16 protein-coding genes are annotated in these 24,208 nt (G+C 41.7%); 8 read left to right on the forward strand and 8 right to left on the reverse strand.

The window, feature by feature from the left end:
• Positions 1–104 precede the first annotated feature (104 nt).
• Positions 105–3,182 (forward strand): isoleucine--tRNA ligase, encoded by a 3,078-nt coding sequence (ileS, locus tag HAT2_RS02310; RefSeq protein ID WP_114544414.1) that lies wholly within the window; start codon positions 105–107, stop codon positions 3,180–3,182.
• Here ileS and lepB read toward each other — a convergent pair.
• From lepB to HAT2_RS02340, 6 genes are all read right to left on the reverse strand, one after another.
• Positions 3,179–4,996, reverse strand: a complete 1,818-nt coding sequence (gene lepB / locus HAT2_RS02315; protein ID WP_114544415.1) for a signal peptidase I — start codon at positions 4,994–4,996, stop codon at positions 3,179–3,181. The genes ileS and lepB overlap by 4 nt on opposite strands.
• Before the next feature lie 93 nt (positions 4,997–5,089).
• Positions 5,090–6,139 (reverse strand): cation:proton antiporter domain-containing protein, encoded by a 1,050-nt coding sequence (locus HAT2_RS02320; protein WP_147267492.1) that lies wholly within the window; start codon positions 6,137–6,139, stop codon positions 5,090–5,092.
• A 241-nt stretch (positions 6,140–6,380) separates the two neighbouring features.
• Complete coding sequence (locus HAT2_RS02325; RefSeq protein ID WP_114544417.1) at positions 6,381–7,022, reverse strand: Rnf-Nqr domain containing protein; 642 nt, start codon at positions 7,020–7,022, stop codon at positions 6,381–6,383.
• A gap of 10 nt (positions 7,023–7,032) precedes the next feature.
• Entirely contained in the window at positions 7,033–7,680 is a 648-nt protein-coding gene (locus HAT2_RS02330) for an Rnf-Nqr domain containing protein (protein WP_114544418.1), read from the reverse strand.
• Positions 7,677–8,501 carry an NADH:ubiquinone reductase (Na(+)-transporting) subunit C gene (nqrC, locus tag HAT2_RS02335; RefSeq protein ID WP_181860318.1) on the reverse strand — a complete coding sequence of 275 codons (825 nt, stop codon included), beginning with the start codon at positions 8,499–8,501 and terminating at the stop codon, positions 7,677–7,679. Before nqrC ends, HAT2_RS02330 begins: the two co-directional genes overlap by 4 nt.
• The gene (locus HAT2_RS02340) at positions 8,494–9,984 is read right to left on the reverse strand and encodes an RnfABCDGE type electron transport complex subunit D (RefSeq protein ID WP_181860319.1); all 1,491 of its coding nucleotides are present in this window, start codon (positions 9,982–9,984) and stop codon (positions 8,494–8,496) included. Before HAT2_RS02340 ends, nqrC begins: the two co-directional genes overlap by 8 nt.
• Positions 9,985–10,096: 112 nt before the next feature.
• Between HAT2_RS02340 and HAT2_RS02345 the strand changes: the two genes are divergently transcribed.
• A complete protein-coding gene (locus HAT2_RS02345) occupies positions 10,097–11,407 on the forward strand; it encodes an MFS transporter (protein ID WP_114544421.1) in 1,311 nt (436 codons plus the stop codon).
• A complete protein-coding gene (gene dnaE / locus HAT2_RS02350; RefSeq protein WP_114544422.1) occupies positions 11,404–15,090 on the forward strand; it encodes a DNA polymerase III subunit alpha in 3,687 nt (1,228 codons plus the stop codon). The genes HAT2_RS02345 and dnaE overlap by 4 nt, the downstream gene beginning before the upstream one ends.
• Here the strand turns inward: dnaE and HAT2_RS02355 are convergent.
• Both HAT2_RS02355 and HAT2_RS02360 read right to left on the reverse strand, forming a co-directional pair.
• Positions 15,075–15,938: a hypothetical protein gene (locus HAT2_RS02355; protein WP_114544423.1), complete on the reverse strand. Its 864-nt coding sequence runs from the start codon at positions 15,936–15,938 to the stop codon at positions 15,075–15,077. The two genes, dnaE and HAT2_RS02355, sit on opposite strands and share 16 nt — an antisense overlap.
• A gap of 28 nt (positions 15,939–15,966) precedes the next feature.
• On the reverse strand, positions 15,967–17,109 hold the full coding sequence (locus HAT2_RS02360) for an RsmB/NOP family class I SAM-dependent RNA methyltransferase (protein ID WP_114544424.1): 1,143 nt from the start codon (positions 17,107–17,109) through the stop codon (positions 15,967–15,969).
• A 178-nt stretch (positions 17,110–17,287) separates the two neighbouring features.
• Between HAT2_RS02360 and HAT2_RS02365 the strand changes: the two genes are divergently transcribed.
• The 5 genes from HAT2_RS02365 to HAT2_RS02385 all read left to right on the forward strand — a co-directional run bounded on the left by HAT2_RS02365 (position 17,288) and on the right by HAT2_RS02385 (position 24,179).
• Positions 17,288–18,790: a hypothetical protein gene (locus HAT2_RS02365; RefSeq protein WP_114544425.1), complete on the forward strand. Its 1,503-nt coding sequence runs from the start codon at positions 17,288–17,290 to the stop codon at positions 18,788–18,790.
• 100 nt (positions 18,791–18,890) lie between these two features.
• The gene (locus tag HAT2_RS02370; RefSeq protein ID WP_147267493.1) at positions 18,891–20,102 is read left to right on the forward strand and encodes a hypothetical protein; all 1,212 of its coding nucleotides are present in this window, start codon (positions 18,891–18,893) and stop codon (positions 20,100–20,102) included.
• A 173-nt stretch (positions 20,103–20,275) separates the two neighbouring features.
• Positions 20,276–21,550: a hypothetical protein gene (locus HAT2_RS02375; protein WP_114544427.1), complete on the forward strand. Its 1,275-nt coding sequence runs from the start codon at positions 20,276–20,278 to the stop codon at positions 21,548–21,550.
• A 176-nt stretch (positions 21,551–21,726) separates the two neighbouring features.
• Complete coding sequence (locus HAT2_RS02380) at positions 21,727–22,893, forward strand: hypothetical protein (RefSeq protein WP_114544428.1); 1,167 nt, start codon at positions 21,727–21,729, stop codon at positions 22,891–22,893.
• Between the two features lie 98 nt (positions 22,894–22,991).
• On the forward strand, positions 22,992–24,179 hold the full coding sequence (locus HAT2_RS02385) for a hypothetical protein (protein ID WP_147267494.1): 1,188 nt from the start codon (positions 22,992–22,994) through the stop codon (positions 24,177–24,179).
• Positions 24,180–24,208 lie beyond the last annotated feature (29 nt).

Raw genomic sequence — 24,208 nt, forward strand, 5'->3', positions numbered from 1 at the left:
TTGGATAAGACATTAGGGTATTTCATTCTGAGTAAGGTTGCAATAAGTACGAGCGCTCCTGTAAGGTTTGCTCCCTTATTGGCATACCTTGTCCCATTTAGACCATGACTCCAGACTATTTGTCACCTAGTGATCTAGGACCGCATCGCACCGTCAAAGAAATCGAAATGACTCTTTCCTCTTGGTGGCAACGGCATGATATTTCCAATCGTTTGTTTTCTAAGAAAGAGGGACGTCCTGTCTTTCGTTTTTATGATGGACCACCTTTTGCTACGGGCACACCACACTACGGTCATCTTTTGGCTGGTACAATCAAAGATGCTGTTCTTCGCTATTACGCCATGAATGGCTATTCCGTTCTTCAACCGTTTGGCTGGGATGCTCACGGGTTGCCCGTAGAATATGAGGTTGAAAGACAGTTAGGGCTTTCCTCTCGAGATCTGTCTTCCACTGAATTTATTCGTGCATGTCGAAAGGTTGTCGTGAGTTGTGATGCGCCTTGGAAGAAGATCATGCATCTTCTGGCCAGATGGGTGAACTGGGAGTCCAGTTGGCTAACTATGGATCGTCCTTTCATGGAGTCTGTCTGGTGGGTTTTCAAACGACTCTATGAAAAGGGTCTGATCTACGAAGGCTACAAAGTGCTTCCTTTTAGCTGGAAGCTGGGTACGGCTCTTTCTAATTTTGAGGCAGGTGAAAACTACAAGGAGATTACATCGCATACCTTGGTTGTACAGTTTCCTTGTCTTGCCCGTGAGAACACGTTTTTTTTGGCTTGGACAACAACCCCATGGACTCTTCCTTCAAATCTTGCCCTTCTAGTTCACCCTGAACGGACCTACGTCATTCTCTGGGACGAGCAAAGTAGGAAACATTTTTGTTTGTGTGACACGCGAGTCTCTGATTTTTTCTCTGCCTTTCGAATAGTAGAGACCTTTAAGGGTTCAGAGTTAGAGGGATGGAGCTATTTACCTCCTTTTGATTGTTTCAAAAAGAAAAGGCCAGAAGCTTTCAAAGTCATTCTTGCTTCTTGTGTCTCTGATGAAGAGGGAACGGGTATCGTTCATGCTGCTCCTGGTTTTGGTGAAGATGACTTTTTGGCATGTCAAAGGAATGGGATTAAACCTGTTTGTCCTGTGTCAGAGACAGGTTGTTTCACGGATGAAGTTCCTTTTCTTTCTGGTCAACATGTGCTTGATGTGACATCTGAGATTCGAACATATTTGCAACAAAATGACCTCCTCTTAAAAGAATTTCCTATCGTTCATCGTTACCCATACTGTTGGCGCTCTGATACTCCTTTGATTTATCGTCTATCTGAAAGCTGGTTTCTTTCTGTTGAGCCATTTCGAGACCAACTTTTGCAGAAGAATCAAGAAATTCATTGGTCTCCTGCCCATATCCAAGAGGGTCGTTTTGGTAAATGGCTCGCCCAGGCACGTGACTGGTCTATTAGTCGAAAGAGGGTATGGGGTAATCCTTTGCCTGTATGGCGTTCGGAAGGAGGAGAGCTCCTCATTATGGGAAGCTGTCAAGAGCTGGAAAACTATTCAGGACAACCTCTAAAAGGTTTACATCGTGATCAACTCGATCAGGTTTCCTTCACATATCAAGGGAAAACTTTTAAGAGAGTCGATGCTGTTTTTGACTGCTGGTTTGAGTCTGGTTCTGTACCGTTTGCTCAGAACCATTACCCTTTTGATGGATCTAAACTTGAAGATATTCTTCCGGCTGATTTTATTGCTGAAGGAGTTGATCAAACAAGAGGATGGTTTTACACCCTACACGTGCTTAGCGTTTTACTCGCTGGAAAGCCTGCTTTTCGTCATGTAATTGTAAATGGGATTATTTTGGCAGAAGATGGCACTAAGATGTCCAAGCGCTTAAGAAATTATCCTGATCCGGAGGAGCTTCTCCTGCAACACGGAGCAGATGCTTTGCGGCTTTATCTCCTTAGAAGTGTCGCAGTTAAAGCAGAGAGCATCTGCTTCTCGGAAGAGGGTGTTGTTGCTGTTGCACGTCGAATTCTTTTCCCCTTACGCCATGCAGTCCAGTTTTTTCTTCAGCATTATCAGGAAGAGGCCATTCCTTTCCAGCAAGGAGACCAACCCGATCATATTCTCGACCAATGGCTTTTGTCCCGCCTTTCTACTGTTCTTCTTGCTGTTCGCAAGGGGTTTGAGACTTACGATCTTTTCTCAGCAACAGCCTCTCTTGCGCTCTTAGTCGATGATTTAAACAATTGGTATATCCGCCTGTCACGGTTGCGCTTTAAGATGCCATTACATCGTGCCTCTGTGGGTGTTTTGCGATTTTTTCTATCTCAAATGGCCCGGCTCATTGCCCCTGTGACACCGTTTTTGGCTGAAGAGATTTACGTGAGTGTACATGATCGTGAAGCCATATCTGTTCATTTAACAGCTTTTCCTTCAGGTCTGGAATCAGATAGCGTACTAGAAGACCAGATGGGTCTTTTACGAGAAATCGTGCAGGTAGGACACAGTTTAAGAAAAAAGATAAAGATTAGGGTGAGGCAGCCGCTTGCTAAGGTGTATCTAACCACAGAAATGCATGCAGAATTCCTTTTGGCACATTCTGAACTGATCAAGTCTGAGCTTAATGTCAAGCAAGTTGTTCTGACAAAACCTGGTTGTTTAACAACATACACGGTCAGACCTAATTTTAGGGTTTTAGGACGGCGTTTCGGGGCAAAAGTACAACGTCTTAAGTCTCTTTTGGAAAACCTGTCTCAAGAAGAAACAACTTCTCTTCTTGAAAAGAAGGAGCATACTCTTGTTCTTGATGGAGAAACGATCTCTATTTCCCTGCATGAACTGTTGATCGAGCAAAAACCCCTTGAAGAGCAAAAAGTTCAGTCAGGTCATGGCTTTTCCCTTTCATTTGAAACAACTCTTAATGAAGACCTGCTGGAGGAAGGGGTTGTAAGGGAGTGTATCAGCAAACTGAATATGGCTAGAAAAGGTAGGGGGCTCGTTCAAGGAGAACCTATTAAATTATATCTTTCGGCCGAGCCCTACTCTCGTTTGGTTTTAGAAAAAAATCAGCCCCTTATCCAAACGACTTGTTTTGTTCAAGAGGTCGTTTGGGTGGGGAGAGAAGACCTTTCAAATGCTATTTCGGCTTTAGAGGAAGAATGGGCCTTCTCTTTTCAAATTGGCTAAGAGTGATTCAGTTCCTTTAAAATATCGACCCACTGTTTGCCCGCTAAGGCTCGTTTTCCAGCTCGGACAATAGACAAGAAACGTAAACAGTAGAAAAAGAGAACAACGCTCCAAAGACCGATGCCGTATAGATTAGGTAAGAATTGGGATAAGGTGAGTTTCTGCCCTAAGAGAGAAGAAAGAGGCCAAAAGAAGAAAAGGGCGCGACCTTGAATATTTTTTTCAGGGACAAACCCGAAATCTCTACTATCGCTACTCCCGACATGGTTATCTCCTAAAAGGAGCAGATGCCCTTCGGGGACCTCTAATCCGTATGTTTTCATAAACTCTCGATCTAGCTCGCCAGATCGAAGAAGAGGGGAACGTTGCGGTAAAAAAGGGGAATAGCTTTGCCATTCTGTTTGTTTCTTTTTCTCATTCTCCAAAAAGGCAACCAGATTGGGATCGCTTTTAAAGAGAATCGGTTTTCCCATAACGTATAGGTCTCCATAACGGAAGTAGGCAAAACGTAGGGGGGCTAACTGATCTCTTTCCCAGTGAATGCCTCTTCTGAACATATGTAAAAAAAGTTCTTCTGAATGGTACAAAATATGGTTTTCCGGCAATCGAGAGAGGTTTCCTGTCCACCCCATTTGGTATCCTATCCCTTCAAAGAAATCGAAAGTGCCGTCTGGGGCCCCCTGAAAGGGTGAAGTCTCTTCTGAAAAAGATCCGTATTTGTGCACATGCTCGTCCTTCACAACAAAGCGAGAAGTGTAAAGTGCCTTTCGCAGGCGTAGCCACTGTTGCTCTGTTAGTTCGATCGTGCTTTTGAAAAGGAAAAAAGGACTTAAACTATCCTTAGTACGGAAGGCACCGATTTGTGGTGTCGGGCTGTGGTGAAGTTCAAGCTTCCAGACAGGAAAGGCATTTCCAAACCGGTGTGTCTTTCGCAGATTGACTTGGGCGAATCTGTCAATTCCCCAAGGGAAAAGTTCTCCAGAGCCGATACAGGTTAGTTTACCCCTTGCCGATCGATCGTGTTCCGAAGCCCACCAAGGAAGATTAAAGTAACACAACTCCAAATCATCATTGGATTTAGACCGTTTCTTGATTCGACCTCCCCAGTGAATCATAGGTAAATATTCATGGGAACATTCTTCCGGGTTTAATGTCTGGTTCTTGTCATCCTTGTCCAAAACGTAGGCCCGGCCAGCATCGAAAAAGACACGATCGCCCCCCTTAGCAATGAGGCGCTTTACAAACCTTTTCTTCATCTTGATGAAGCCGAGAAAATACATGTCTGGATCAGGGATATCTAAATCTTCACAAGAAAAGGAAACAATGTCACCTCGACGTAATTTGTCGCTGTCTAGATACCATTGAGTCAGCTTGAAGGGGTGGTTGATTCCGAAAGCTGTCTTGGAGACAACAAGATGATCCCTTTCCTTGATGGTTGGCCTCATGGATCCTGTGGGAACACGATAAGTCTCAAAAAGGAGGGCCCGGAAAAGAAATACGCTTAAAAGCGTGGTAAGAAGAGAGAATGTTTTTGCTGGAAAGGAGCGAAGATAGGAAAGAAAATGAGAGCGCTCAGCTTTCTTCAACTGCTGGTGTAAGTCTTGCCTTTCGGCTAGACACTCGACATCTCCCTTCGAAATTTTATTGGCCAGTTGCACACAAGAAAGTGCTAGTAACTGTGCCGTTTCATCAGGAATTCTTTTCCTTAGTCGCTTGTCCCAAAATTTTAACCAGGCTGAAGCCTGAGCTAAGTAAGCATACGCCTCTCCGAAAGATCGATAGAGTCGATAGGTTTCGAATAAGTGAAACAACATAGGCAAGGTTCGGTCTAGAGAGCTCTTGCAATGTAGAAAGCATCACAAGGTTGCTCTGTGTTCTTTACAAGATATGATTTCTTGAACAAGAAACTAGGCCTTTTTCTCTTTCTTAGAAAGCTTGCAAACGATTTGAGTGAAAAATCCTGTCAAAACGAGATTGAGTGCTAGGGAGAGGATAGCAATAGTTGCAGGAGCCTCTCGTGTCCCGTTGGTGGAAGCAAGAATGAGGACACCTGCTCCTACCTCACCCCGAGGAAGCATCGACACAGCAAGTGCAAGACGTTCTTTAGGGGACGCCTCATCCGAGTAAAAGAGCGCAGAAACGGCTTTGCCTATGTTGGCAACTTGTGTCAAAAGTATTGTTTGAAAAAGGAGCTGCCAAATCTGTCTCTCTTGCAAGAGGAACTGAAGAAGAGGTGGCATAGAGGCCCCAACGAGCAACATGAAAGAGCTCGTGATCAGTTTGTCGATCCAGTCTTGTTGCTCAACACGATCGTCTTTCTCTTTGATCAGTGCTCCAAGAGTGAAAGCAGGAACAAGAACATCGAGGTCGACGCCCTGAGTTTGGAGAATATGACACACTGCCGTAATAAGAACTGCATAAGCAACCTTGAATAGGTTGGAGTGGGGCAGGTTAAAATGATTGCTTCTTTTCCAAACTAAACCAAAGAGGGCTAGGATGATTGAGATGGTAATAAAGAGGTAAGGAGAGAAACCAAAGTTAAGGAGCCGTATCGGAATGAGTAAAATCAAGGTGTATAGATCATCGAGTATTGCCAAAATTTTTGCCTTCTTGAAGACCCAAGTCTTCGATAGCCCTCCTGCTTCTAACATGGAAAAAAGGATACCCGCTGACGTGGGTGCTGCAAAGCAGCCAAGTAATAGACAGCTTTTCCACCAGTTGGCCTCTGGGTAGGGAAACATGAAGAAAAACAGAAGGGAACAGAGTAGCCAAGGACAAACAGATCCTAAGATGGCTACCAGGTGGTCTCTGTGTGTATTTTTTTTGGGCAATTGAAATTCGATTCCTACTCCAAGCATAATGTAAGCAAGGCAGAAAGAGGCTAGCCCGTGGATGGTCGTGCGGATAGACGTCATTTCAGGGCCAACAAGGGTTTGTGCAAATACAAAACCGAACATTAACAAAGAAGAGTAGACCATTATCAGTAACATAGAGGGAAATCCTTGCTCTCGTTTTCACTAGAGGCCAAGAATCGCGATTATCCGGACGTTTTGATCAACTGCTGTAGATGTCGTGTCAATGTCCACTTGTACTTTCGTAGAGAAGCGCTATTCGACCTCCAAATCGTCTCTACTTCCAGGTTACTATGATTGTTATTACTTTGTTGCCTTTACACGTGAAATTTCCATTTTTTCAAGCCTAGCTTGAGAGGTCCAAACCGGCCAACCCGGCAAAAGCCATAGAAAGGAGCCCCATGATGATAAAGGTAATAGGTGCTCCCTCTGCGCAGGGTGGCAAAGCAGAAATGCGAATTCTCTTGCGTAATCCTGCTAAGAGAAGAATAGCCAACCACCATCCAACCCCAGCGCCTACTTGGTACACAAGGTGCTCAGGAAAAGAATAACCTTCTTGTAAGCTCGTGGTACAGGCAGCCAGAATAGCACAGTTGACAGCTAGTAGCTTGAGATAAACACCAATGGAAGCACTTAGTTCTTGCAAAAATGTATCCAGCAAAAGGCTCAATACCTGGACACTGCCACAGGTCAGAGAGAGAAGAACCAGAAAAGTCATGTGGCTCAGATCAACTGTACTACTCCCTTCCAAGGGTAGCCAGGACAGGGCACCTAACTTGATAAAGTAAGTATAAAGAAACCAGTTCAGAGAATTACTGACCGTCATGATCGTGATAACAGAGAGCCCGAGAGCATTTGCTTTCTTAATGGAATCAGAACAGGACAAGCAAGTGCACATCCCTAAAAATTTAGCCCATAGGTAATTGTCGATGAATGCGGCTTGAAAGAACAGGAGAGATAAAGGCATACGAAGGGGTAGTTCTGGCATAACTACAGCCTCACTTTGCTGGTCGTTTGAAAAACATCATAATCACTGCCAGAACAAAGAAAGCTCCGCTAGGCAAAAGGAAGATCCCTACGTTTTGAAGAAGATTAGGGTTAAGGGAGTTTGCATACCATCGTTCTGGAAAAAGGGAGAGTCCTAGGATGGAACCATTACCGAGTAACTCACGAAAAAAAGCTACGGTGATCAGAGTGAAGCCATATTGAAGACCCGCTCTTAAGCCATCACGCATTGCTTTCAAAGGGGGGTGATACATAGCATAAGATTCACATCTACCCAATACGATACAATTGGTTGCAATGAGGTTGATATAGATCGCTAGTGTTTTGTATTTTTTATATAAAAAAGATTTCAAGAGTTGCTCTGTGATAATGCAAAAAGTGCAAATGATAATCATTTGAAGAACAAGTCGGGTTGTATCAGGAATTTGCTTACGTAGCACAGAAACGAAACAAGTGGACATGCAGGTAATGAAACAAACTCCAATTGTCATGATCAAGGCGTTGCTAACTTGGTTAGTCACCCCGAGAGCGGAACAGATGCCAAGATTTGCAACAAAAATCTGATGGTCCTCAAAAAAAAACTTTCTGAGGCGATAGGAAATAAGTCTCCCCCTTCTGGATACCGACTGTTCGGTGTTCATTTTGATTGATCCCTCTGTTTGATCAAAAACATGCGATAAGCAGCTAGGGTAGTCTGATACGCTTGTGTCACGCCAATTCCAGTTAAAGTTGCTCCTGATCTTCCGTCCACGGCAGAAAATCGTTTAGGAGATTTGTTCCATTTACTTTCTACACCTCCCTGAACAACATAGAGTCCTAAAGGAGCCTCCTCGTCACCTTGGACAGGAAAAATTTTTTTTCCAATTAGTTGTTTTTGCCATTTCGGATCAGAAATGAAATCTCCTAACCCTGGTGTTTCTTGGTGTTCATGCCATGTTGCCCCTCGTACTGTATCTGCATCTGCTTCTAAACAGAGGTAACCTCGAATAGGCCCCCAAAGTCCTTTTCCTTGCACAGGGAGAATAAAGGCTTCCACTTGTCCAGTTTTGCTGTTTTCTGAGAGGAGGAGATAGACAAGTTTTCGAGGCAAGGTATGAAAGCCTTTTTTTTGCCCTAGAACCATGTAATCTTGTTCCTGTTCTCCGAGTTCTTGGAAGGTTTTCAAACTATTGTGCTTATCAATTAGCATGGCTCGGATTCTTGCTTGGATCAGTTCAAGGACTTCGCTTTCCGTCGCGTATTGGCCCTTTTTTTTTCCTTGCATGTAACGTCCTTTATCATCCAGTAATCTGGCCGAAATGAGCAGTTCTTTTTTCTTATCAATTAAGATAGAGCGTTCTTGAATCGGTTTTAAGGCACATGTGATAAGGGAAAGGGCAAGGGAGCAGGTCAAACAAATAAATCCGGTAACCAGAAGGGTCCTTCTGTTTTCTGTTTTCTCTTCTAGCTGATGTTCAGGCACTCCTTCCCCTCCGGAAACGTCTGGCCATGAAGTGCAGTTCCAAAGCAAGCTGGTCCAAGAGGGGTGCGACAACATTTCCAATCAGAATGGAAAACATGACACCTTCTTTAAAGGCGCTACTCTTGAGACGGACCAACATCACTAAGGACCCTATCAAAAAACCGTAGAGGATTCTTGCGTATTTGTCAGCAGGTGCTGAGACCGGATCGGTAGCCATAAAGACAGTTCCAAAGGCAAGTCCTCCCATCATGAGATGTACGTGAGCCGGAATGGCATACTTTGCATAAAGCTCGAAGGGATTTTGTTGAAAGGAAGCTAACCACTTCAGCCCTACAAGCGTGATAAGGCTTCCTAAGAATACAGACAGCATGATGAAGCCAGAGGCGACTCTATACCAAAGAAGAATGAGGGCACTCGAAAGAGGACCAATTAACCCTACTTCTCCACAGCAACCTGGTCTTACCCCCATCAGAAGGCCAAAAATCGTGTAAGGCGGCTCTCCCAGGTAGAGTTTGGCCATATGCACAGCAGGAATGAACAACTCTTTTTTGAGTCCAAGTCCATATCTCTCCCTCGAGGAGGTCAGAAAGGCTTCAAGTTGTTTACTGTTCAATGCTCCTAAATGCTTTCTGCTTTGGTTCCGTCTCGTCCATTTTTCGAAGATTTTTTCTAATTCTTTCGAGGGGGCAATGGAATGGGGACTGAGATGGAGGGCCAAGGCATCTAGGTGAATTTGTCGAACTTCTTTTGTGATAGCTAATTGTCCTAAGGGGGATGAAGCTGAAATCATGTCTGCAGCTCGTCTTGTACCCCTTTGCTGCGTCATAGCTTCAACAGACTGTTGAACCGAGTGCATGTCAGGGGCAATCCATACATCTCCACAAAAATTTCCAGGAAAAGAAAGGACCAAGAAGCAACGAGCAATGAGCGCTGGGTTAAAGACATTCATCCCGTGTCCTCCAAAAACCTCCTTTCCAAAGAGTGTCCCCATTGTTATGCCAAAAGCCACCATCCATAGGGGAATAGTCGGTGGCATGGCTAGCGCAAAGATCAACCCGGTTACAATCCACCATCGAGAAGGTTCCTTCCCCCTCATTTTTGAACCAGTCCACTCTGTGAGAAAAGAGAAAAAACAAGCTGTAAAGGTAATTGGAATAAGACAAAGAAGTCCTGAGGCAATAACATGTAGCGGGTTAAGGGCCCTGAAGCAGAATTGGACGTAATCAGAAGGGGTTTTGGTTGCTTTGTAAAATTCCGTTAGAAGAGAGAGATCTTCAGACGAAAAAACGAGAGAGTGGATCCCGACAGACCATGCCCCGGTGCAAAAGCAAGGGATTAGGGCTATTATCAGAATTCCAATCCAGTTATCTAGAGTTATAGCATTGTATATATAGGGTGGATTTTTTCGAGTCGACCCTGTTTGTTGATGGATCATAGCGGAAACCCTTTTCCGTTCAATGGGGTAGGTGGTTCGCCGTTTCACTCGTTCAAGAGAACGAATTCAGGGGCCTCGTTCGGGCGAGATAAAGGATGTGTGCATTAATCTCAATGCGTAAATTTTGTTTGAGTCCTCGAGGAGAAGGGGAATACATTGGATGTCTAAAACTGTTCTATCTGAGTCAAATGCGGTGATAGTGTCTGAGGAAAATCGTGCGTCTTACCATGCTTGGAGGATGCGTGTTTTTTGTGCACTTTATTTTGGATACATTCTCTTTTCTTTTACACGACGTTGCTTCGCCTTTGCTGCTCCCTTAATCCGAGAGGATCTGCAATTTTCGGCATCTGATCTTGGGCTCGTTTCTACTGTATGGGCTATTTGCTACGGTATCGGTAAATTTGTTGGTGGGATCATCAGCGATCGTTCTAATCCTCGTTATTTTATGGCATGCGGATTGTTTTTAACGGGTGCATGCAATCTCTTTTTTGGTTTTTCCTCCAAATTGTTCTGGCATATCCCTTTTTGGGGATTGAATGGTTGGTTTCAAGGAACCGGATGGCCCAGTTGTGCTCGTTGTCTTACAAACTGGTTTTCTTTTAAGGAAAGAGGGCGTTGGTGGGGGTTACTGAGCACATCCCATAACATTGCAGGTGTACTTGTTCCAGTTCTCTACACGGCTATTGGCTCTTCTATGGGCTGGAGGTCTATCTTCTTTCTTCCAAGTGGTATTGCTTGTTTAGCTTCTATTTGGTTAATGGATCGTTTGAGAGAGAGCCCCTCTTCTGCAGGGCTTCCTTCTCTTGAAGAGCTATATCCAGAGGAATGCTCTAAAGGCATCGAAAAAGAGCACGGAGTTTTGCGTTCTCTTTTTCGCTTTGTATTTGCTCGTCCAATCATTTGGTTATTAGGATTTGCATATTTTTTTCTTTATTCTATTCGCACAGGATTGCACGATTGGTTAACTTTTTTCTTTATTGATCAGAAAGGATATGATTATTTCAGTGCAGGTTCTTGTGTTCTTTGGTTTGAATTGGGGGGTGTAGTCGGTAGTGTGTTGAGTGGATGGGTGTCTGACTTCTTTTTTTTGGGAAGAAGGATGCCGGTTAATCTCTTGTTTATGTTTTTATTTCTTCTAAGCTTAGGCCTCTTCTTTTGGGGAGGTGCTACTGGTTATTTTCTAAATAGTTTGCAATTGTTTATTTCCGGAGCTCTTTTGTTTGGTCCTCAAATGTTAATTGGTCTGACTGCAGCAGAGGTATCCCACAAAACAGTTCCAGGATCTACTCACGGTTTTGTGAGTCTTTTTGCCCAATTTGGCTCTGCTTTTGCCGGCTATCCTTTTGGATTAATTTTGTCTAAGGGAGATTGGAGTTCTTTTGCTTGGGCACTCATTGGATGTTCTCTTTTTTGTACAGGCTGTATGGTACCTGTTCTTTGTGTTGAGTTGCGTGGAAAGAAATCAATATGACGTCTTGGGTCCCCTTGAGCCTTCAATCTCAATACTCTATCTTGCGGGCGACCTCTTCCATTTCCCAACTGGTTAAAAAAGCAGTTTCTTACGAGTTGAAGTCCATTGCTCTTGCAGATCAAGGAAATTTATGTGGAAGTTTCGAGTTTTTCCAACATTGCAAAGATGCGGGACTGAAGCCAATCCTTGGATTAGAAGCTTATTTGGCACCCCAGTCTAGGCTCTTGAAGCAGAAAATTTTTGACGAACAACATTCGTATGCTTGTAGCTTTTTTGTACAAAACTTTACAGGTTTTCGGAACCTTTCCTCTTTAGTCTCGCTCAGTCATTTAGAAGGCTTCTACTACGTTCCTCGTATGGATCGGGAGTTAATTGAGGGCAAGGCGGATGGCCTTTTGGCCATGATTGGTGCTCCTGGGAGTCGATTAGCCAAGATGATTTTAGAGGCTTCTTGTGAGGCTCAAATCGAAGAATTAGAATGGTGGCTGCGTGTTTTTGGGCCTGATGCTGTTATTCTTCAAATTCAAAATCTTGTTATGGGGGCACAAGAAAAAAAAGCAGATGGTCTTTTTGAGGAAGGTTGGGTTGAGGCTCTATACGAAAAGAAGATAGAAGAGCAAAAACGGATCAATGCTCGTCTTTACGAATTGTCTAAAGAATATGGGCTTCTTCTTGTTGCCTCTAATCCTTGTTACTATTTAGAGCGAGAGGATTGGAAAGCACATGCCGTGCTTTTAAATATTGGATCAGGAGAAACTCTCTTTTTAGATGGGGGCACAAGAAAGAACCCTAATCGTTCGCTTTGCCACTCTAATGAGTACTATTTTAAGTCACCTGAGCAAATGGAAAGTCTCTTTCTAGACTATCCTGGAGCATTAGACAATACAGCTGAAATCGCTGATAGATGTCATTTTTCTTTCGATACAGAAAAAAAGCATTATCCTGTTTTTTTTCCTCCAGGTTTTGATCCATCTCTTCTTCAGGAAGAACGTGAAAAGGCGTGTCAACAATATCTCATAGATCGTGCACATGCAGCTATTTCTGTTCGTTATACGCCAGATATTCTCAATCGAATTAAACAAAAGTTTGTTCAAAACGACATTGACCATTTGATTCTTTCCCGTTTGGAATACGAATTAGATGTGATCATTTCAAGAGGTTTGACTGAGTACTTGCTTATTGTAGCCGACTTTGTCTCTTGGGCTAAAAAAGAGGGTATTCCAGTTGGTCCGGGTCGTGGTTCTGGTGCAGGGTCGATTGTTTGCTATTTGTTAGGCATTACGAACTTGGATCCTATTGGGTTTCATCTCCTTTTTGAACGTTTTATTAATCCTGAGAGACCTTCTTATCCAGATATTGATGTTGATATTTGCATGCATCGTCGCGGTGAAGTCATTCAATATATGATGAATCGTTACGGTGCAGATCGTGTAGCACATATCATTACATTTGGACATATGAAAGCCAAAATGGCTATTAAAGATGTGGCAAGAGTGTTGGGGATCTCTTTATCTCAAGTTAACTTACTGATGAGACATGTCCCAGATGATCTTCAAGTGACGTTGGAGGAAGTTGTAGCTAATTCAGAAGTTATCCGAGAAAAGATGGAACAAGACTCGTGGATTGAAGAGCTCTTTTCCATAGCTAGGAAGTTAGAGGGTTCAATTCGTAACATGGGCATTCATGCAGCTGGGATTATTGTTTCTGGTGAACCTCTCGTTGAAATAGTTCCTCTTTGTCGTCCTAAAGGGGCTGAACTGCCTGTATCTCAATTATCCATGTATCCTCTTGAAAAATTGGGTATGCTGAAGATGGATTTTTTGGGTCTTAAAACCCTTTCCTGCATTCAAGATGCTGTACACAATATTCAAAAACAGTTGGGGGTTTTCATAGATTGGGAACACCTTCCCCTTGACGATCAAAAGACGTTTGAGCTTCTCAACCAAGGAAGAACATGCGGTATATTCCAGATGGAGTCTGCTGGTATGCAAGACTTGGCCAAAAAATTACGGCTCGACTGTTTTGAAGAGATCATTGCTGTTTTGGCATTGTATCGACCTGGTCCTATGCAAATGATTCCCTCCTTTATTGAAAGGAAACATGGGAGAGAGAAGATTAACTTTGATCATCCAGATCTAGAATCTATTCTCAAGGAGACCTATGGCATTGTCGTTTATCAAGAGCAAGTGATGCAAATTGCCCAGAAATTAGCAGGTTACTCTTTGGCAGAGGGTGACCTTTTGCGACGAGCTATGGGAAAAAAAGATCGACAAGTGATGACAGTACAGGGAGAGAAATTTATTAAGGGTGCTACAGCCTTGGGAATGTCACAAGAACAAGCTTCTGATATTTTCAGTAAGTTAGCGAAGTTTGCGGAGTATGGTTTTAATAAATCTCATGCTGCGGCCTACGGTTATATTACCTACGTTACGGCCTACCTGAAAGCCCATTACCCTGCTTATTGGATGGCTTCTTTGATGACATGTGATCGTAACGATCTTGACCGAATCACTTATTTGATCCAAGAATCCAAAAATATGGGCCTAAAAATTTTTCCTCCGGATATTAATCAGGCAACGGAATCATTTGCTGCTCAAAATCAGGGCATTCGTTTTGCTCTCAACGGCATTAGAGGAGTAGGTGAGGGCATTGTTAGGGCTATTTGTGAAGAACGTCGTTCACAAGGCCCTTTCCAGGATTTATTTGGATTTGTTTGTCGACTACTTTCAGCAAAAATTTCTAAAAAGACAATTGAGTGTTTAGTCGATGCAGGAGCATGTGATAGTTTCGGTCATTCTAGACAACAAATGAGGGCACACTTAAACGATCTTTTTTCTTGTGCTTCTCAGAAAATAGAAGAAGATCAAAGGGGTATTTGTTCTTTCTTTGACCGGCACTTCTCTATCCCTCCTTCTCAAAAAGAGATCACCCTTGCTGAGCAAGAAGAGATGTTGTTAAGAGAAAAGGCTCTCTTAGGTATTGCCCTAACTGGGGACCCCCTTGCTCTTTATAAAGAGTCTTGGGATGCACATGGTGTACAGCGTCTCTCTGACCTTTTTCGCAAAGGAGAAAAGGGGTTGTTTCCGGTTGCCTTTATCCTTGAAACGATCAAAGTGAAATCGAGTAAGTCGTCAGGCAAGAGATTTGGTGTATTAGGTATTTCTGACGGAGTGAAACGGGTAGAAGTGACTTTGTGGGGATCCGTTTATGGTCGTTACGCGGATCTATTGCGAGAGAATACTATTTACCTTGGAGCTCTCCTTTTTGAGGGAAAGCAGGTTACTTGTTTATGGTTGCAACCTTTCAACGTAGCGGAGGAAGATTTAATGTCTAACCTAATGACGTTTATTGAGGGTGAAAAAGAGAACTTGAAGCAACCTACGCGGTCGTATCGAGAGAAAACAAGTCAGGGGGGGCGCTCTAAACAGAAACAGGTGATTCGCATTCTTCTCGATACCGAAAAAATGAAGATGTCGGATTGTATTCGCTTGGGTGAAGCCCTACGACAATGCTCGGGGGAACATTCTATAGAAGTCCTTTGCACAGGACATCCCAAGAAAGTCTATCTTCTGACTTTACCGCGCTCCTATACTGCTCGAAGTTTAGAGGAAGTAAAACAAGCGATAAAAGATTTCACCTTCGGATCCGTTCTTGAAGCAGGTAACGATCAGTTAATTTCCTGAAACTCTCTCAGTTCTCTGATTATTCCAGTTAAACAGTTTTGAATTTGTTGGTTTAAGAGCAACATCGTTAACTGCCCGCTCATTTCTTGGAAAGTTTTGATGGGTGGAGCAGATTTTTCCTCTAAAAACAGGAAAGTGAAGGTGCCTTGGGTTGTCGCAATAGGCCCAGAAAAGGAATGAAGATTAAGTCTCTCTAGTTCTTTTCGGTAATCTGCATTGAGAGACTTAGATTGTGCTGCGTAGGTTGTAGAGAGGGAACACAAAGCCCCAAAACGACTGTCTAAGGATAGAGACTCTGGACTCTTTTCTTGAGCAAGACGAATGATCAGATCAGAGATATCTTTTTCTGTAGCCGATGGTGAAAGAGAGAGAATGCGATACTTCCATAAAGTCTGTTCTTGACATTCTTGAACGTAATTGCGAAAGGCAAGCCGTATTTTCTTTGGAGATAATTCTAAGCGGGAACGGTGTTGAATGTATTCAACGAAGAAACTCTGTAATTTTTCATCTTCTGGTAGATTCGACAGAGCTTCTTCGGAGACTTTGCGTAAAGAACGCTCGATGAAGAACCGTCGAGCCTCTTCACAAAAGAGTTGTGCATCAATCGTATCAATCACACCTCTTTCCCAGTTTTCTCGACAAAACTGCTCTCGAATGCCTATTTTACTTTTTTCTTCTTCTGGAAGGGCTTGAAATTGAGCTTCAATGCGCTTGGCAATATCGTAGGCCGTTATCGGGGTCTTGTATACAGAAGAGACCAGCCCCTGCATGAAGTCAAAATTTTTCATTTGATAAGAGAATCCCTCTCTGGGCAACAGAACGATGAGACTCAAAATCAAAGAGAGCATACCACACCTCGTACGAGTTGTTTCAGTTCTACTGAGACTCCTCCTTTCGAAAGAGGGCAGCGAAGAACCCGTCCGGTCCGGACGTGGTCAGTTTAATCTGGATGGGATCTTTTACTAAAGTAATTGGGTGTCTCTTTAAGAAAAAATCGACCTGTTGGTCATTTTCTTCTTTAAAAAGGCTGCACGTTATGTAGATGATAAAGCCTCCTGGTTTAGAGAAGTAGAAGGCTTTTCTAAAAATTTCTCTTTGTTTTTCAACATAGGAGAGCGATGTCCAGGTCTCGAGGTGTTCTCTAAGTTCTGGACGACGTCGGATAGATCCTGACCCGGAACAGGGTACATCGAGTACAACCCAATCCATCTTGTTATAGTACTTTTTTGGTGGTCCTTCAGGGGGATAGCAAAAGCGAATGTTGTGGATGCCTGCTCGTTTTAGGCGTTGTCTTGCCTTTTCGAGTAGAGAAGCCCTAATGTCATAAAGAAGGATTTCACCCCTGTTACGCATGTTTGGAGCAAAAGCTAAAGTCTTACCTCCAGCGCCTGCACAATAATCTAAGACGCGCTCACCTGGAGCACAGGCAATCAGCTCGGAAACGAGCTGGCTGCCTTCGTCTTGTATTTCAAAGAGGCCACATCGAAAAGAGGGGAGGGACAGCAAGTTTTCTCTTCTAGAAAGAATGATTCCATGTGGTGCCTGGTCAGCAGCCCTTGCTTTCAGGTTTTTAGGAAGAAGGCCCATCAACTCTTCTCTCGAGGTTTTAAGCAGGTTCGTGCGAAGAGCAATCGGAGCTTGCTCATTTATGCAGTGTAACTGTTCCTCAAGAACAGGTTGTTCAAAGCTGTCTACCAGCTTTTGAAAAAAAACTGGACCAATACCATAACGTTCAGGACAACAAGGATCTAACTGTTCCTGTAATACGGATATGGAGTTACTGGTGTCTAAGAGAGTGGCTCTCTCTTCCCAGGAGAGATTTTTTTGAGAAATTGCATCAAAAAGCCTCCAAAATCGTATGAGTGTATAGACTTTTTGTGCGATTTCTCTTCGATCTTGAGCGCCAATAGCTCGACTATTTTTAAAATAGCTGCTCAAGAATCTATCTAAAGCTCCTTTTTTAGGATCGAATGTTTCCAAAATTCTGAAAAGATGGTGATGACGAAAAGGACGAGGCATTGTCTAGAAACCTAAAAAAAGCACAGGGAGACAGGCTAACAGTCTTAGACAGCTGACGTCCACTTCTATTGTAATAGAGTCCTTTGATAGAGATATGAGAACCTAGAAGGTTTTCTATTCTTTCTACTGAGGTTTCAGTTGTTAAAAGGCATTTTTCAAAATAGTTTGGGATAGTCAAATGAGAGGATGGACAAGGGAAAAACCAATAAGTGTCCCGCTTTTGCGTTTTCTACTCTCTTTTTTTTGTATTGCTTTGAGCTTTCCCCCCTATTTCTGCTCTTGGATAGGGCTTCTTGCATTATTGGGTTGGACCTTGTTCTTCTTTGACTGGAATGCCCTTCTTTATTCCAGTAGGAGAGCTGTTTTTTGGGGATGGATCTGGTCACTAGGAATTCATTTTTTTTGGCTAAGAGGAGTACTCCATTGTGATATAGGCAGGGTTTCTAGTCTTCTGCTCTGGTTTGGCGCTTCTTTTTTCTATTCTTTGCAGTTTGGTTGCTTCCTAAAAGTTCTTCTTATCTTGAAAAAGAGGAGGAGTTCTCTTTGTTGTTGGACGGTTGCTTCTTGGTGGACTTTTTTGGAAGGTATCAGGCTCTGGATTTTTGATGGCGTACCTTTGGCCTTTGTAGGCTTATCTATAGCTTCCTGTTCTTCATTCCGTCAGCTGACTTGTTTAGGAGGGCCTCTTTTTCTGTCCCATTGGACTATTTGGTTAAGCTTATCTTGTGCTTTCTCTTTACTAGAGAGACGCTTACGTCCTTCTTTTATCCTTGCCCTGCTCTGTCTTTTTGTATCCCGCTGGGGTGCCTTCTCTCCTTCACGAAGAGAGAGTATCAATTTACTTATTGCCAATACTCATTTTGTTCCTGAAACATGTTCTCATTCTGTAGAAGAAATATGGGTTGATTGGTTGACATCTTTGTTGAAATCTCAAGGAAGGTCACTTCTAATTTTCCCTGAGAATACGTGGAATAGCGACATCGAACTCCCTATTTGTTTAGATCAAACAAATGGGCTCTTTTTGTGCTCCCAAAAGGAACTTTTAAAGGAGATCACAAAACAGTGCCCTTATTCTATTTTGATCGGAGTCGTGGATGGAGAGACTGCTTTCAGTCAGCCCAAGGGATATCTTTTTTCTGACGGGAGACTTCTTGACACTTTTGAAAAACGCTACCTCATTCCAGGATACGAAAAACCTTGTTTTCTAAAGGACAATATAGGTCCTTCACATCGGACTTTTTCTTTTGAATGCTGTCGGGCAGGAGTTCTTTTCTGTTGGGAAGCTCTATTGCCTTGGCCATACGAGGAATGCTTAGCGGAAGATGCTGACTTCTTCCTGGTTTTGTCTAACTACGCAGTCAGTAGAAACAGCAGTTGTTTTTTTGCTTATCCTTTTCAACTTTTGCAGCTTTACGCACAAGGGTTTGGCTTACCCATCGTTTATGTGACAAATTGTGGCGTCTCTGGTCTTTCTGACTCCGACGGGACTATTCTCTTCTGTCAACCCTCTCCTGTGACAAAGGGGTGTCATGCTTGTGACTTTCTAAAGGTCACTTTGCCTGTAAGTTATAAGACAACTGTTTTTTCTTATCTCAAGACGAAGGGGCTATTGCTTAGTTTAGTGGTTGGTATCTTTATTTCTACTTGCTTCTCCCAAACCAATCGTAAAAGGCGAACTTGACGAGGAATAGCATATATATAATACTTATTTGAAGTTGATCCGAATCTACGTCTAGTAGGTGTTTAGCGGAGGGGTCCTGATAAAATTAGGGAAGGTTCCCTTGTCCTATTTTACCATATTTTTTCCAGTTCGATTTTCCTTGCCTTTTGCGACACGTTTATCCCCTGCCAATGGGTGGTTTTTATCAAAGATCGATCGTGTTGCACAATCTGCTTTTTTGCGTGGATTCTCTATTAATCCGACAATATTTGATCTTTTACTAAGAGTTTCTGTTTTGTTGCTTTTTGGCTTTTCTCCAGAAAGACATTTTCTTGATTTTGAGACAGAAAAGATGGGGAATATTACCTTTTGGCAAGTTATTTTTGGAAAAACTATTGTACTTCTTTTGGTTGCCCTTTCCGCATTAAAATTATCTACCCTAACATTAGGCTTCTCTGTCTCTTTCTTATTAGGCTGTTTCGCGTTGGGAAAGTTTGCCTCTTATTTTCTTTACGCTATTCCAGTTAATTGTTTCACAAATAACGTTCAGGTCCATTTTCGTCCTAGAAACTTTCGAAACTTGTTTTCTTCTTGCGTCGATATAACTAGGCATCAAGATGATTTATTATGTTTTGGGGTTGTTGCCTCGTCTTCTTACATTATCTTTCTGTATTTCTACCAAATACTGAGCGTGGAGGCTTCTTTAACTCTTTTGGGATTTTATTTCTTTGTTTGGGACTTGTTCCTTATAGGGTATACTAAGCCTTTTAAAAAAATCATCTATCCTTGGCCAAATTTTGCAGCTCGTTTAGCTATATTAATTCGCTTGGTCTTATCTTTGTTTAATTTACAGAAAAAGACACTACGACTTCCTTTCGCTCTCTGCTTTGTCTTTGTTTCTTTGATGGAATTCGCTGCTGCATGTTTACGAACAGTTTCTGTTTTCTTTTTGGTCAAACGATGGCGAAACTGGTTGTCTTGTCGTTCACGTAGTCAAGAGTGCCAAGTACAGTTAGCCATGTATCAATTAACATCTGATAACCTTCGGATTGTGCAAAGGCAAACTCTAGCCTTAGGTTTAATGCAGGTTTCTTTATTTAGCTTGACATTTTTGTGTTTTCTAACAGCTCATCTTAGGACAATAGGTTCTTTTAAGGTTTTAGGGCTATTTGTTTGGTTATTTCATTGCATTGCAATGAGATTCTTTTATTTACATGCTCCAGAGCTTAGAGTCTTTGAGCAAGTCGCAGGAAATGTGAAGAGGAGTTCAGGAAGTTGCTTTTTAGAGAATGAAGAGGATCTGCTTATTACATTAAGCTATGTTGAGGATTAAAATTTATTCTGGGCAGAGAATTTTTTGTAAGAAAATTATCATCATTTCTTAGAAAGTTTTCTCTTTGATTCCTTTCAGGTGATGTCTGAGGCTGATATTGACTAAATAGGAATTTTTATTATAAAATATTTTTGTTTTACGACTCTTATAAGTCGTGCATAAGAGGTTTCTCCTTGATTTCTTCTGTCCGTTTCTCCAGTTTACGATTTCCTTTATCTTGTCTTTCTCGTATTGAAGCCCTTTTTACAGTTGCTGGATTGCGTGTTGCTCATTTAATTGAAAAGTGGGATGGGTGGGGTATTTCTGCTTTTTTAGGGTCTTTTTCTCTTGTTCCGACTAGATTTCAGATTCTTTGGAGAATTTCCGGTGAGGTTTGCGTTTCTACATTTGGAGAGACTAATCATCCTCTGGAAGGACAGGAGTTGGCGGAAAGGGCCTATGCTTCTTGGGTGAGGTATTGTTCATTAGGCGCTTTACTTCTTCTTTTTGTTATTTCTTGTTTAAACCTATCCCTTTCCTCTCTGAGCGTTCCTGCAGTTGTTTTTCTGACGCTTGTCTCTTTAGCCGAGTTTTTATTTGAGACTCTTCGCACTGCTCTTATGTCCTCATTGATCCGAAATTGGGCCAATCGCCTTTCTGAAGGGTTTCAAAACGACCAAATACCAGTTTTTTTAAAAAGCTGTTTCAGGATAACACCTTGTTCCACTTGGCTAGCTTGGTTACAGAGTCAGGCTATCTTTTTTATTCAGTTATCTTGCTTTGTTTTGGCGTTTTACTGTTCTTTAATGGCTCATTGGAAGGTCGATTTAGCTTTCACAGCTTTAGGTATTTTTTTCTGGGCTTTTTCTTTTTTTATAACAAAAATATGCTTTTTTTATTGTCAATCTTTGAATGCTTTCGAGACGGCCATGGCAGTTTTTAAGAGAGATACAGGGTGCTTTTTGCCTAGTGAGAGCATACTTGTTCCCTTTTTAGAGCAAATCGATACAGAGAGAAGAATATTGGAGGATTACTGGGCATGGAGTAAGAGAAAAACAGATGAGTTGCTTACGCGATCTAAAAAATTGGAGGAACAATATGCTCAGTTGAAGACGAATATGTATCTCGCTTGGAATGAAACGAGTAAAGGGTCAACAGAAACAGAACAAGTCCTCTGGAACCTTTCTGTGCGAAGATTAACCGCTGATATGTCTTCAGCTGTTCAGGAATTATCACAGCTAACTTATAATTTAAACAACATTCAGCTTGCATTGAGATCATCTTTTTATTTTTGTGGTGAAGTTTGCTCTTCCTCCCTTTACATCGCAAAAAAGGCTAAGGCCTTAATAGAGATAGAAGAGAGTATCAAAGCAAGGGAATTCAACTTCGCTGAGCATGTACCGAGATGTGGTGCTCTTTTTAGGAGAGATTCTGGTTTTTCTCCGATTTTAGCCGTTACTGAAGTTTAAATACTAAAATCATGTTATCAAAGTTTCTTTAAAAAGGCCTGGAAATATTCCTAGGCCTTTTTATTTGCTCTATTGACATCGAAATTCGACTAGTCTTTTCTATGTTTCTCATGAGCCCGAAAATTGGTTTATATGCTGTCCCTCTGGATCCTTAGGGCGAAAAGTTAAGGAGCCTTTTGACTATTTTTTCTAAGAACATAACAAACAAATCTTGTTATAAATGGATTTGTTGTCCCTGTCGAGTAGTAACTTGTGCTACACAAGTTCTTTCTAGGCAATTGGTCTCTCTGATTCGTTTATTGAACGGAACGAGAAATGAGATCGAATGCAGGGGATTCTACTCTGATCCCTTGTTGAGCCAGTCGTGCTGTTTTTCCGTTAAAACGGTTGCCCTAGGAACCATTTTAGGGTCTATTGCTTCTTTTTTTGGGTTTCCACAAATTCCTCTTTTTTTGTGTGGTCTGGCTTTGGTCTCCATTCTTACCGATTTATATCGTACATCTTTTTGTTTGGAGTTAAGCGGATCGTGGGAAAGACGTCTTTCCTGTGGTTTTCTTTGCAAAGAGAGCCTAAAAAATTGTTTCAATTTTTCTCAGGAAAGTTTGCAACATTATGTTGAAGGGTTTTCCTTTCTATTAAGTTTGCAAGGTTTGTGTTTTTCACTTGTAGGCAGTTGCTTAGGTTTAGCTATGTTTCATGGCAATGCTTTTTTTCTTTTGTGTGTCTTGTTTGTCTGGTTGTATTGTCTTTTTTTTCAAAAAGCTTTGGAACGTTACTTTGCCTTGTCTAATTTTCAACGTGTCATGGCTATGCTTAGTCGTGACATAGGTACGCCGGACCCTATTGATGAGGTGTGTCAGAAATTTTTGAATAGTTGTTCTGTGGAACTTAAACAGCTTTGCTCGAGTAAAGATTCTTGTTTATCTCTTTTCGAAAAAGTTAAAGAGCAACTCAAATGTTTGAGAACCCATTTAAAAGATCTTAATTTATCTGGGGTACTGGCTTCTGCTTTGATTATTTCCAAATCTCCGGAAGAGTGGCGTTCTTTAATGAGAGAAGGAGTCATGCTAAGAATTATGTTGCAACGAATAGAGGATCTGTTTACTGACTTAGATGCGGACTTAGCCTTGGTTGAAAGTCGAGGTCTTATTCCAAGAAACTTCTGTGGAGATATGCCTAGTTGGAACTTGTTCCTTTTAGATCGTTGCATGCTGGCTATATCTTGTGATCATAAAGCACAAAAGATATCTCATCTTGTTATACATTGCTTTAATGTAGCAAATCTTATTTTTCCGGGCTGTGTTTCTGAGGAAATTTACCGTGACGTACTACTTTATTTATAGGTGTTTCGTTTCATTTTGAAATAAGTATGATGTCTCTAACCAATTAAATTAAATCTTTTCACTGATCAGATCTTTGTTTAGTATTAGGTGTCTGTTTGTTGGCTAGATCTGTTTCATGTATAACCCAGTCTCCTTATTCTGTTAGATCACTTTGCGTTCTTTGTCGAGGAATTTGCTGTTTTCTTTTTAATGTAGCAAGATTAGTTGCTGCATTTTTAGCCCGTGTTAAAGGACGAAGAAATCTAATTTTAGAGAGAGATTTTTCTGCTGATCCCTTAATTGGTCCTCAAGGTGAATGTCCAGCTTCTCTTGTAGCCGTTTTCACGAGTCTTGGTCTGTTATTTTGTACCTTTCGAATTCCTGTGTTTATTCCCTTCTTACTATTCATATTAGTGTTAATTTTTTCTTTAGCCGATTTAATTCGTGCTTTTCTATTAACGGAGTTAAGTCGACTCTGGAATAAAAGACTGAATTGTCAACAGGAAAGTCTGCTATGCCAGTTATTTCATGAACATCTTGCTTTGTCCAAAAATGATGTTATCCTATCTCTAAGAGTTTTTTCTTTGCTATTTGTTATGCAACTTATTAACTGGAGCGTTTTGCTTTTTTTTGGAATTTCATTTTTACTCTCTTATAAAAAAGAATTCCTTGTAAAAGGATTGCTGATTTGGATACTTCAAGTTTTCTTTTTGAAAACCTTTGGACTTGTTTGTGGCTCTATAATGAGGTTTCGGGAAGTCATGGTTGTCTTTAGCCGTGACATTGGGACACCTAATCCATCTTACCAAGCATGTCTTGATTTTTTCAAATTTCACCTTATAGAGCTAGCAAAAGCACGTGAGATTCATCGTTCATACATGGTTCGTTTCAACAGGTTGAGAAGTAAAGTCTCTGAATTAAAACAATATATGGACCAATTAGCTTTCGTGCAAAGCATAGGGATTGTGGATATTGAAGGGTATGAGTGTTTTAGGCTAAGACAAATTCGTTTGCTTCTCTTTCTTTGGCAAAGGTTAAGTGTTTCTGTTGTTCTTTTAGAGAAAGAGATAGTGGCTATCCAAGGAAGCTTAATTTTGGGACCAGTTCAGGAGTTGGAAAGAGACAAATTAAAATTGGCATGTTATTGTTCTGAATTAGCTAAAGTCGTCGTTAGGCTTGAAGCTATAGGAACGCATATCTTTCAAGATGCAGTATTTTGTTTTGGATCTATAAGAATAGTTTTTCCTTCTTTTATATCAGATGTTATTTGGGATCATGTCGTTCAATTATTTATAAACTTAAATTAGATCCTTTATATTTCTGTAAATCCGTAAAT

Source organism: Candidatus Similichlamydia laticola (genome assembly GCF_003339615.1).
Taxonomy (GTDB): Bacteria; Chlamydiota; Chlamydiia; order Chlamydiales; family Parilichlamydiaceae; genus Similichlamydia; species Similichlamydia laticola.